General features: G+C 58.3%; 6 protein-coding genes and 1 tRNA gene. All 7 read left to right on the top strand.

The window, feature by feature from the left end; genetic code table 11:
* The first annotated feature begins 75 nt into the window (after nucleotides 1-75).
* The 7 genes from rpsU (at nucleotide 76) to HP15_RS01510 (ending at nucleotide 11,551) form a co-directional block, all read left to right on the top strand.
* Nucleotides 76-291, top strand: a complete 216-nt coding sequence (rpsU, locus tag HP15_RS01540) for a 30S ribosomal protein S21 (protein WP_007153483.1) — start codon at nucleotides 76-78, stop codon at nucleotides 289-291.
* Nucleotides 292-440: 149 nt separating this feature from the next.
* Entirely contained in the window at nucleotides 441-2,168 is a 1,728-nt protein-coding gene (gene dnaG, locus HP15_RS01535; RefSeq protein ID WP_014575908.1) for a DNA primase, read from the top strand.
* A 133-nt stretch (nucleotides 2,169-2,301) separates the two neighbouring features.
* Complete coding sequence (gene rpoD, locus HP15_RS01530; protein ID WP_008169681.1) at nucleotides 2,302-4,149, top strand: RNA polymerase sigma factor RpoD; 1,848 nt, start codon at nucleotides 2,302-2,304, stop codon at nucleotides 4,147-4,149.
* Between the two features lie 96 nt (nucleotides 4,150-4,245).
* Nucleotides 4,246-4,322: transfer RNA gene (locus tag HP15_RS01525), tRNA-Ile, on the top strand.
* A 199-nt stretch (nucleotides 4,323-4,521) separates the two neighbouring features.
* Nucleotides 4,522-5,859 carry an alkane uptake protein AupA gene (gene aupA / locus HP15_RS01520; protein ID WP_014575907.1) on the top strand — a complete coding sequence of 446 codons (1,338 nt, stop codon included), beginning with the start codon at nucleotides 4,522-4,524 and terminating at the stop codon, nucleotides 5,857-5,859.
* Between the two features lie 12 nt (nucleotides 5,860-5,871).
* Nucleotides 5,872-9,099, top strand: coding sequence for an Ig-like domain-containing protein (locus tag HP15_RS01515; RefSeq protein ID WP_014575906.1), 3,228 nt, complete (start codon nucleotides 5,872-5,874; stop codon nucleotides 9,097-9,099).
* Nucleotides 9,100-9,256: 157 nt separating this feature from the next.
* Nucleotides 9,257-11,551: a molybdopterin-dependent oxidoreductase gene (locus HP15_RS01510; protein WP_014575905.1), complete on the top strand. Its 2,295-nt coding sequence runs from the start codon at nucleotides 9,257-9,259 to the stop codon at nucleotides 11,549-11,551.
* Nucleotides 11,552-11,567: the final 16 nt, after the last annotated feature.

The raw sequence follows: 11,567 nt of genomic DNA, 5'->3' as shown, positions 1-11,567 counted from the left end.
CAGGGATCGAGAACCGGTCTGGCCTCGCCAGACGGACAAAATTGAAACCGAATCTATCAGGTAGGTGATTTTCGAATGCCAGCTGTTAAAGTGAAAGAGAATGAACCGTTTGACGTAGCACTGCGTCGCTTCAAGCGTTCCTGCGAAAAAGCGGGTGTACTTTCCGAAGTACGTCGTCGTGAGCACTACGAGAAGCCGACCGCTGTTCGTAAGCGCAAAGCAGCCGCTGCCGTTAAGCGTCATCTCAAGAAGCTTCAGCGGGAACAGCGCAAGTTCGAGCGTCTGTACTAAGTTTTATCTGACGCCGCTTGACTGCAAAGCACTGATTGCCTGTACAGCCGCAGGCTGCACAGAGCGACTCAAAAATGCCGCCGAGGCCTGGCTTCGGCGGCATTTTTGGCTATTGGCCAACTCCGATGAAGGCCTGATGTGGAGCCCCCATGAGCGGACTGATCCCTCAACAGTTTGTTGAAAACCTGCTGGATCGTATCGACCTGGCGGAACTGATCGGTTCACGCATTACGCTCAAGAAGGCCGGCGCTAACTACAAGGCCTGCTGCCCGTTCCACGACGAGAAAACACCCTCGTTCAATGTCCGGCCAGACAAGGGCTTTTACCATTGTTTCGGGTGCGGCGCCCATGGCGATGCCATCAGCTTTGTCAGGGAGTTTGAAGGCCTGGGTTTTACGGAGGCGGTAGAGGAACTGGCCAAGCGGGTTGGTCTCGAAGTGCCCTACGACCGGGCCGCAAAGCAGGAAATCCAGCAGGCGCGAACGCTGACCGATGCACTGGACTTTGCCAGTCGCTTCTATCAATCAGCGCTCAAAGGCCAGCAAGGTGCCTACGCCCGGGACTACCTGCAACAACGGGGTCTGGATAACGCCATCATCGAGCAGTACCAGGTGGGCTATGCGCCCTCTACCGGCACGGCGCTGTTTGATGTTGCCAGCAAGGACCTGCAGGGTCCGCTGATTGAAACCGGCACGGTTTCCGACAAGTACGGCAAACCCAGGGACCTGTTCCGCAACCGGGTGATGTTCCCGATTCGCAATAGCCGGGGCAGAACCGTGGCATTCGGCGGCCGCACCCTGGGCGACGACAAGGCGAAATACATCAACTCTCCGGAGTCGGATGTGTTTCACAAGAGCCGCGAGATTTACGGGCTTTTCGAGGCCAAGCAGGCCATCCGGCAGCTGGACAAGCTGCTGGTGGTTGAAGGCTACATGGATGTGATCGCCCTCGCCCAGCACGGCATTCACTATGCGGTTGCGACGCTGGGCACAGCAACGAACCAGGACAGTCTCACAGCGCTATTGAAGCAGGTCAGACACATCGTGTTCTGCTTTGACGGCGACCAGGCGGGCTTCCGGGCTGCGGACAGGGCCATGGAAAACGCACTGGAACTGATGGCCGATGGCCTTCACCTCCAGTTCCTGATGCTGCCCCAGGGCGAGGACCCGGACACCCTCGTGCGCAAGGAGGGACCGGAAGCGTTCCAGAAGCGCATTGAGGGGGCAACGCCTCTGTCCCGCTATCTGTTTGATCGGCAGAGTGAAGGGCTGGACCTGCAACTGCCAGAGCATCGGGGCGAATTGCGAGCCAGGGTCGAACCGCTGCTCAACAAGATGCCCAGAAGCACCCTCCGGGATGCCATGTGGCACGAGATGCTCCGCCTTTGTGGTGGCCGGAACCAGTGGCAGAGCCGCCAGCAGGGACAGAAAGGGCGCTGGAACGGCGAGCGACGGGATCGGGTTTCCGAAGATCGGATCGATGTGAAACTCAGCAAGGACAGCATTCTGTGTCTTGCCCTGCTGGAAGCACCGGACCTGGCCACCGAGGTCACCGAGCTGGCCCGAAGCTCCCGGCAATTCAATCAGGCCCGGAATTTTGCCGAGTGGATTCTGGCAAACGACATCCGGGACAGGAAAACCCTGGTGCGCACGCTGGCACTGGACACGGGCGCTCGTGAGCGCTTCTACCACCTGTTTGACGGGATCGAGCATATCCCTGCGCGGGAAAGCACACTGGCCGCCGCCCGTGAGCTTTTGAGCCCGAATGAAGAGGCATCCCGCCAGCAGCGGCTTGCCACACTATTGAGAAATCTGTCGAACCTCACAAGCGAGGAACGACAGGAGCTGAGAGCCCTGAGCAGCGGCACCGGGGACTAGCAGCACTTGAAACTTGATGCACTGATCACCATCTAACCTTTGAGCCTAGGCTCCTTGGTGGCAGAGCAACTAAGCGACAGCTATAATGGCTGTTTAACTTTTTTCCTTCTAAAAGCGAGTTTACAGGGTGTCTATGTCAGGCAATTCGCAAAAATCACGTTTGAAAGACCTCATTGCACGAGGCAAGGAACAAGGTTACCTGACTTACGCCGAGGTAAACGACCACCTCCCGGAAGACATCGCCGATCCGGATCAGGTCGAAGACATCATTCGCATGATTAACGACATGGGTATTCAGGTGTGCGAAGAAACACCGGACGCCGATACCCTGCTGATGACCGAGGGCGACTCCACCGCTGACGAAGCCGCCGCCGCTGAAGCCGCTGCCGCTCTGGCAGCCGTTGAGACCGACGCCGGCCGCACTACGGATCCAGTCCGCATGTACATGCGCGAAATGGGCACCGTCGAGCTGCTGACTCGCGAGGGCGAAATCGTCATTGCCAAGCGCATCGAGGAAGGCATTCGCGATGTGATGGCCGCCGTAGCCCACTTCCCGGGCACCGCTGGCACCGTTATCCAGGCCTACGACCGCATTCTCGAAAACGAAGGCCGTATCAGCGACATCGTAACCGGCTTCCTGGATCCGGACGACGCCGAGCCGTTCATGGGTGAGGACACCACACCCGAAAGCTCTGATGATTCCGACTCGGATTCAGACGATGACGACGACTCCTCGGAAGAAGAAACCGATAACGGCCCGGATCCGGAAGAAACCCGGCTCCGGTTCGAACTGCTCAACGAAAAGCTGGAGGCCGCCAACAAGGCCCTGGCCAAGCACGGTCGGTCCGACAAGAAGACCCAGGAAGCCCTGAACGAGCTGGGTCAGGTTTTCGCACCGTTCAAACTCGCCAACAAGGCCTTTGACGAGCTGGTCAACGTGGTTCGCTCCACCAACGACCTGGTTCGTGAGAACGAGCGCGCGATCATGCAGATTTGTGTTCGCGAGTGCAAAATGCCCCGCAAGGACTTCATCAAGTCGTTCCCGGGCAACGAGACCAACCTGGATTGGGCCGACAAAATTGCCAAGAGCAAGAAGCCTTACGCAGCGCCCTTGGCCGAGCGTATCGACGAAGTCGTTCGCCTGCAGAAGCGGATCCAGAACGTACAGACTGAAGTGGATCTGGACGTTGCCGACATCAAGGAAATCAACCGTCGGGTTTCCATCGGTGAAGCCAAGGCCCGCCGCGCCAAGAAAGAGATGGTTGAGGCCAACCTGCGTCTGGTTATTTCCATTGCCAAGAAATACACCAATCGCGGCCTGCAGTTCCTGGACCTGATCCAGGAGGGCAATATCGGCCTGATGAAGGCCGTCGACAAGTTCGAGTACCGTCGGGGCTACAAGTTCTCGACCTACGCCACCTGGTGGATTCGTCAGGCCATCACCCGCTCTATTGCGGACCAGGCCCGCACCATCCGTATTCCGGTGCACATGATCGAGACCATCAACAAGCTCAACCGCATCTCCCGCCAGATGTTGCAGGAGATGGGTCGCGAACCCACGCCGGAAGAACTGGGCGAGCGCATGGAAATGCCTGAGGACAAGATCCGCAAGGTATTGAAGATCGCCAAAGAGCCGATCTCCATGGAGACTCCGATTGGCGACGACGAAGACAGCCATCTGGGCGACTTCATCGAAGATATCCAGGCCCTCTCCCCGGTGGATTCCGCCACCGCCGAAGGTCTGCGCGAAGCCACCCGCTCGGTACTGGCCGGCCTCACCGCCCGCGAGTCCAAGGTTCTCCGGATGCGCTTCGGTATCGAGATGAACACCGACCACACCCTGGAAGAAGTCGGCAAACAGTTTGACGTTACCCGTGAGCGGATCCGTCAGATCGAAGCCAAGGCCCTGCGCAAACTGCGCCATCCTTCACGTTCCGATCACCTGCGTGGCTTCATCGACGATCAGGGCAATCAGGGATAATTTCCCAAACAGTAGCGGGCGCCACACCTCACCGGTATAATGGCGCCCGCTTTGTTTCCCCTCAGGAAACACCTTTCAAAACAGCATTCGCTGAACGGGCCTATAGCTCAGTTGGTTAGAGCAGGGGACTCATAATCCCTTGGTCGCTGGTTCGAGTCCAGCTGGGCCCACCATTCCCTGTGTTTGTTTTCAGTCCAATAAATGGTCAAGCCGTGACAATCGCTTGTCGATACATGGTTCTGCCGCCCTTCATTTTCGTCAAAAAAGCCAACGTCCCCCAAAGACAAGCCGAATACACTAGCTCCTGAACAAAAATACCAGCCGTCCTTTCGCGGCCCGAGTATAAAAACAACGAAGTAATGGAGTGTATCAATGGCTTTTTCCTCCCGTTCCCGGTCAAGGGCACTTTCTCTTGCGATCGCCACCGCCTCTGTCGGTTTCTCCGTTTCCGTTCATGCCAGCATGGGCAACATCGGCACCACTTATGGCGTAATGCCCGTAGATGTTGCTACTGCCCAGTCGTTGTCCATGTTCAATGACCAGGTGTCAGCCACCTATTACAACCCTGCCTACCTCACGAAAGACGAGCGGGGGGAACTGACTGCGGGCATTCTGCACTCCGAGCAGGAGCTGCGTTCTGCTAATCCGAATGCCAACGGCGACATCCTTGCCAACTCTCCCAGCCAGCACGTGCTGATCGGCATGAAAACCAATCTGGGATCGTTGACTCGTTTCAAGCACCCGATCTATCTGGGTTTCATTGCCGGGGTCGAGAAATACGGTAAGGAAATGCTGGCGTTCGATTCCCAGACCTCGGAGAACGGGCAGTTTCTCAAGTATGGCAAGGAGCCATTGTTCCTGAACATTGGTGGTGCAACGCCACTCTGGCGCGGAATCTCGGCCGGGGCGTCGGTGCGGGTCACACTGGATGCCCAGGCAAATCTTGACGCTGTGTCGACTCTGGGTGGTGAAACCAGCCGCGAGCGCCTTGCAGTCAATGCCGAACCTTCGCTCAAAACGATTCTTGGCACCAACATCGATCTTGGAAGCACCTTTTGCCCTGAAAGCGACTGTTTCCTGAACGGCTGGGAAACAGCATTCACCTATCGCACCAAATCGGCAGCCTCCACGTCGGTGGACTCCAACATCATTGTTACCCAGACCATTCCTGATCCCGGCCTCAGCCTGGCGGTATCGACCATTGATTCCTTCCAGCCGGAAACCTTCGGCTTTGGCGCTCAATACAAGGGCGAAAACTGGCGGGTTGGTGGCAGCTTGGAGCAGCAAAACTGGTCCGAGCTGGAAAACGAATTTTCCTCCGATACGATCAAGGACCAGCAGTCCGTTGCACCGGGCAGCCGGATCAAATTCGACGACGTGCTCGTTCCACGAATCGGCGCCGAGTATGCCCTCAACAAGAACTTTTCCGTGCGGGGCGGCGTTGCCTATGAGGAATCACCGCTCAAGTCTACCCGCAACCCCGAGATCAATTACCTCGATACCGACAAGATTGTCGTGGGCCTCGGCCTGAGCGCCACGTATGACCGCACCCGTCTGCTGGCCTACCCCGTCCGCCTGGACATCGGTTACCAATACCAGCAACTGCAGGAGCGCGATTTCACACTGGTGGATTTTGATGGCAACGAAACGCCGGTTACTGCAGACGGCGACGTTCACGTTGTCAGCGGCTCCATCACCCTGAAGTTTTAAGGAGGGCACGCCATGAAGTACAACAACACACTGGCACTGATACCCGCCCTGTTACTGGCCGCCTGTGGTGGCGACGAACAGACCATGAATGAGAAAGTCTCCCCCGGCTCGGTGGTGTATTCCTACCCTGCCGATGGACAGGCAGATGTCAGCCCGAAAGCGGACATTGTTCTGCGCTTCAGCCATGCGTTGACCGATGAGGATGCAGATCTCCAAAACAAGATTCTGCTGCAATCTCAGGAACAGTCACTGCCCTTTTCTATCAGCCGGATTGACGGCGGTAAAAGCCTCATGCTGTCGCCCTCTTCGGAACTCGACACGCTCGGCGACTACACGGTGACGTTCAGCGAACCGCTGGCTGCGGAGGGCGGTCGCCAGATCGACACCCCCAACGCGGTCGGCGATGCCGGCATCCAGTTCGAGACTCGGGGAAGTTTCTCCGGACCAGCAAGCATAACCAACTCGGCCGCGGATTTTGATATCGCCTGGCAGGTTCCGGCAAACAACAGTCCGTTCGAGGCCATGAACTTCTCCACATTCCGCCTGGCCATGACCCACCCGATCCATCCAGACTGGAAGGCTCTCGGCGGTTCCATCCAGCTGCTGGATGGCAGCGGAGGGATTGTTCCAGCGATGGTTCTGGTAAAAGGCAACCGGATAACGGTGGACCCTTGTCTGGTCGAGGATCCCAGGAACTGTGGCAGCAAGGACGATGTCCTGGACACCAGCCAGACCTATACCCTGCGCCTGGAAAACCTGGCCAGCCTGACTTCGCCCGAAACAGACCGGTTCAGTGAGGAGATCGCATTCACGCCCCGCGAGACAGGCCCAACGGTCGTACTTCAGCAGTCTGCTGTTGATTCCGGGCTGGCCGCAGGTATTGCGGAGCAAGACGTCACCCGATCCGTCCTGAACGGCCAGGTCATTAACGGCGTCACGCTCAACTCGGTGCTCCAGGGAGAAGCAGGCCCCTCCCAACAGACCGGCGATCTGTTTGCAGAGCTGGCTTATGCGCCGGCATTCGAGGCTGATGAAGCGCTTCCGTTGCGTATCGCCCGGGGCAGCGTGCTGAACAGTACCAGTCTGGATGTTCTGGTGGGCGGCGAGGTTCCTGTGCTGGAGGCCGCTACCGGCCAACTTCAGACCACCGGCAACATCAAGGTCACCATGTTGTCAGACGCATCCGGCTACCTGAGCCCCAACCCCTACACGAATGACATCAACGCGCCCAGACATATCACGCTGTTTATGGATGTCTCCATGAACACCGAAAATGCCCAGCCCAACGCAGCGCTCTCCCAGGATCTGATGGGGGTCGAGTTGCGCGGCATCGCGCTGGTGCAGGAAGGCGTATTGACCATCGATGCCATCGGAATGGTGGAACCAAACCTTCTCGGCCAGGAGTACACTGACTCGACCATCGCGTTCCATCTTCAGGCGGCCACCGATGCCGATTCGGTTCTGGATGCCGAGCTACTCCGCGAGCTGGACAGCACTTCGCCCAGCCTGGTCAGCTGGATGCCCGGACCGGACAACGCCATTCCGGATACGCGCCAGTCCATGCAGCGCCCCGGGGATCCTGTCATTCTGTTCTTTGATGAGCCCCTTGCCGCGGACTCCATTGATACCGGAATTTCACTGTTCGCGGATGGTGTTCCTGTTGAGACACTTGAGACACAACTGGACGGAACTGCCGTTATCCTGAATCCGGGCGATGGTCTGCGACATGGCGTTGACTATGAAGTCGTCATCGATGGTTTGACCGATCTGGCCGGCAACCCAGCCACCGTGGCACCGTTACAGTTTTCACTGGATGATATTGGCGGCTCCACTGTAACCCGGCGCCCTGCCCTGGCCCTGACCACCTATCCGGGCTACCCTTGCGAAACCGATCATAGTCTGCTGGATCTCTCCGCCGGCGTACTGGGACAGTGCTATTCCGATGGCGGTGTGGGTGACACTCTACCGGTCAGCACCATGCCGTCAGATCGTCCCATTACCGTTGTCTTCTCCAAGTCCATGGACCTGAATTCCATTATTCAGGGAGACACCTTCATCGTTGAGAAAGTGAGGCAGGAACCCAATGGTTCGGTCACGGTTGTGGAAAGCAACGTACCTGGACGGCTTGAAAAGAATCTCCAGCGGATCCGGTTCTACCCGGACCAGCCCTGGGAAGCCGACGCACACTATCGGTACACCCTGAAGTCATCGGAGGATGCAGGAAGCTGCTCGACTGGAAGCTACACCTCGATTTGCGATTCCGATGGCCTTGCGCTGAAAACCGACCTGCTTGAAGGGCTTGATGACGGAGGTGGCAACAACGGACCGGACGACATGGTGATCTATTTCACCGGAACGGAGCCTCTGGACAGCGTTTTCACGCCTCTGCGAAACCTGCCAGTTCGCGACACCAATGCCAACTTCATTGTGGACTGTGACTCCAACACCAACCCGGACTGCCTTGAGCCGTTTGACCACCAGGGCAGCGACGCTGAGGGCTGGGCCGCTTCAGCCAATTCAACGAAACTGAGGGTTCGCAATAACGAAGCATCAGCCTCTCCGCCCGTGATTGTGGCCAGTACTGCCGATGCGCGGGTTGGCTGCGAGACCGGCGAGCGTTGCCCCAAAGATAAGTTCATCTACCAGACCTACGCCCTCAACACGGAAGTTATTGGCCCTGGCGTTTATGAGCCAACCGGCGATGAGGGGATTCTGGTGAACCTGTATCCCACGCAGTTGGCGACCACATCGATCAGTGTGTTCACAGAGCTTAGGGTTTTTGGATTTATCCCACTCCAGGAGGAGTCCATTACCAATACCCAGGTCCTTCGCATGCGCTATGCCAAGGACGACCCAGCGTGTTCCGGCCCGGGCTGCAGCCGCTCTAGCCTGATACCCGGGGTTATAACCGAGGGTGAAAATGGCCAGCCGGTCTTCAAGACCCGGGCCGAATTGATGCTCGATGCACCCGATATGGAAATCCCGCTGGGAGGCCGCCACGACCTGTACGGTCGGGAGTTTGTGCTTGAACTGGAGGGCAACATCACCTTCTTCGATGACGGCCGGATGCAGATTGAGCAACGCAACTCAAACCTGGTCGACATTAATGTCCGGGCGCGGGCGCTCGGGGTGCCTGGCGGCGAAATCGTGACGATTGATCTGCCCCTACAAATCCCCGAACAGGGCGTTTACCTCAACTTCATATCCAACCCGGTCAAAGAGATCCCGGCAGAGCATTAAAAGCTCTGAAACCACTGCAAAGGGCCAGCCTTCGGGTTGGCCCTTTTTGCACAGGGTACAAGCGGTGGTTATTTCCCCATCCAAGCCATTTACTGCTAATCTGGTTGCAGATTGAAACTGCTATAGCAAAACAACAACCCTTCAGGAGAGCCCCTTCATGGAAAACGGCACCCACTATCGTACCTGTCACCTTTGCGAGGCCATGTGCGGTGTCGCGATCGAAATGAAGGACGGCCGGATTGCTTCCATCAAGGGCGATGAGAATGATCCGCTCAGCCGGGGGCATATCTGTCCGAAGGCGGTTGCGCTTCAGGATCTGCACGAAGATCCGGACCGCCTGAAAAAGCCGATACGCAAAACCGGGACCGGCTGGCAGGAAATGGAGTGGGCGGAGGCGTTTGACCTGGTCGCCGAAAAGCTCCACCAGACCCGCCAGGACCACGGCCGCAACAGCATCGGCGTTTACCTCGGCAACCCGAACGTACACAACCATGGCTCTCTGGTTGCCACCATGCCATTGCTGCGGGCCATCGGAACCCAGAACCGGTTTTCAGCAACGTCCAATGATCAGCTACCTCACATGCTCGCCAGTCTCGAGATGTTCGGGCATCAGGTTCTGTTTCCCATTCCCGATATCGATCACACGGATCTGTTTATCTGCATTGGCGCTAATCCCATCGCGTCCAACGGCAGCCTGATGACGGTTCCGGATTTCCGCGGGCGACTCAAGGCCCTGAAGCAGCGCGGCGGCAAGATGGTTGTGGTCGACCCCCGCCGCACCGAGACCGCCAAGCTGGCCGACGAATTCCACTTCGTCCGGCCCGGAAGCGATGCCCTGCTGATGATGGCCATGGTGCATACATTGTTTGAAGAAGAGCTGGTGGATCCCGGCCCGGCGGAAAGGCTGGTGAAAGACGCAGACCTCCTGCGCCTGGCCGCACTCAGCTTCACCCCGGAAGCGGTCAGCGCCCACACTGGCATTTCCGCGGAGGACATTCGCGCCCTCACCCGACAGCTCGCCACCACGCGAAAGGCGGCTCTTTACACGCGCATGGGGACAAGCACCCAGACCTTTGGCGGTGTGGCAACCTGGCTGGCCTATTGCCTCAACATCCTGACCGGGAAGCTGGACCTGCCCGGCGGCGTTCTGTTCTCGCAGCCGGCGATTGATCTGGTAGAGCTTGGTGCCATGGCCGGTCAGAAGGGTCACTTCGGCAATCGCCACAGCCGCGTGAAGGGGCTGCCTGAATTCGGCGGAGAATACCCGGCCAGCACCATGGCCGATGAGATGTTAACCCCCGGCGATGGGCAGATCAGGGCTTTTGTCACCGTTGCCGGCAATCCCGTTCTCTCCAGCCCCAACGGCCGACGTCTGGAGGAAGCCCTGGGCGGCCTCGACTTCATGGTCTCGGTGGATTACTACCTCAACGAAACAACCCGGCATGCGGATATCATCCTGCCCCCGACCGCGGCGCTGGAACGGAGCCACTACGATCTGATTTTCAGCATGTTTGCGGTGCGCAATTTCGCCAAGTACAGCGAAGCACTGTTCGATGCCGGCCCGGGTGTCCGCCATGACTGGCAGATTCTACTGGAACTGGCCCACCGGCTGGAAAAGCTCCGGAAAGGTGGGCAACTGCCCCTGCGGGCCGAGCTCGGCTGGCGCGCCTTCAAGCAGATTGGGCCAGACCCGATCCTTGATCTGCTCTTGCGATCCGGCCCCTATGGCGCTGATGCCGGGCGTGCGCGGGGCTTGCTGCAGCCTGCGGTCGATCTGGTGATGGATATCCTGCCGAAACGACACCCGCTTCGTGGACTGGCCAAGCTCAGCCCCCTGAACCGCCACTGGCAGGAGCTACCGAAAGGGCTTTCCCTGAGTGCCCTGAAGGACAACCCGAACGGCGTCGATCTGGGCCCTCTCCAGCCATCGCTGCCTGAACGCCTGTTTACCCGCGACGGCAAGATCAACCTTGCGCCAAGGCGCTACCTGGACGACCTTGGCAGGCTCCATGAGGCCCTGGCTGCGCCGGCCGGCGACTCCCTGCAACTGATTGGCCGGCGCCACGTCCGGAGCAACAACTCGTGGATGCACAACAGTCAGCGGCTGGTTAAAGGCAAGGACCGGTGCACCCTGATGATTCATCCCAAAGACGCCAGCCGCCTGGGTTTGCAAGCCGCTGACTCGGCAGAAATATCTTCGGAATCCAGGCAGATTGTCTTGCCGGTTGAGATTACCGAAGATGTCATGCCCGGCGTGGTATCCATTCCCCATGGCTGGGGCCATGACCGCGAGGGCACTGGTCAGTCAGTGGCGGCTGCCCATGCCGGTGCCAGCATCAACGACTTGCTCAGCGACGGTCGAATTGATCCGCTCTCTGGCACTTCCGTATTGAATGGACAGCCCGTTGCTGTCAAAGTCTGGCGCCCAGAGCGCCAACGCAAACGGGCCTGATTCATAAAAGGAGCCG

The organism is Marinobacter adhaerens HP15, assembly GCF_000166295.1.
In the GTDB taxonomy this organism is placed as follows: domain Bacteria; phylum Pseudomonadota; class Gammaproteobacteria; order Pseudomonadales; family Oleiphilaceae; genus Marinobacter; species Marinobacter adhaerens.
This window is presented reverse-complemented; position numbering and strand designations above follow the sequence as displayed.